Annotated in this window: 1 protein-coding gene; it reads left to right on the top strand. The window is 32.9% G+C overall.

The annotated features are described in order from the left end of the window. Window positions 1-86 precede the first annotated feature (86 nt). Window positions 87-507 (top strand): DUF2179 domain-containing protein (locus KI369_RS28800; protein ID WP_212959034.1); only part of this gene is annotated, 421 nt, incomplete at its 3' end.

The raw sequence follows: 507 nt of genomic DNA, 5'->3' as shown, positions 1-507 counted from the left end.
AATAAAAAAAAATTTAAAAACCCATCGATTTCTTAAGGTTATGTATGTTATCATGACAAAAGACTTTTTGAAAGAGGTGGATACCAATGTTACAAGCGTTACTTATTTTTGTGCTTCAAATTATTTACGTTCCCATTTTAACAATTCGTACGATTTTGCTTGTAAAGAATCAAACAAGATCCGCTGCTGGTGTTGGATTGTTAGAAGGAGCTATTTACATTGTCAGTTTAGGTATTGTGTTTCAAGATTTATCAAATTGGATGAACATCGTTGCCTATGTCATTGGTTTTAGTGCGGGACTGTTATTAGGCGGTTATATAGAGAATAAATTAGCAATTGGTTATATTACGTATCAAGTTAGTTTACTAGACCGTTGTAATGAATTAGTAGATGAATTACGTCACTCTGGATTTGGCGTTACGGTATTTGAAGGTGAAGGTATTAATTCGATACGTTATCGCTTAGATATCGTTGCAAAGCGTTCTAGAGAAAAAGAACTGTTAGAAA

This window comes from Bacillus sanguinis (assembly GCF_018332475.1).
Classification (GTDB): Bacteria; Bacillota; Bacilli; order Bacillales; family Bacillaceae_G; genus Bacillus_A; species Bacillus_A sanguinis.
Note: the sequence above shows the minus strand (reverse complement) of the source record. Positions and strands in the feature narration are given on the sequence as shown.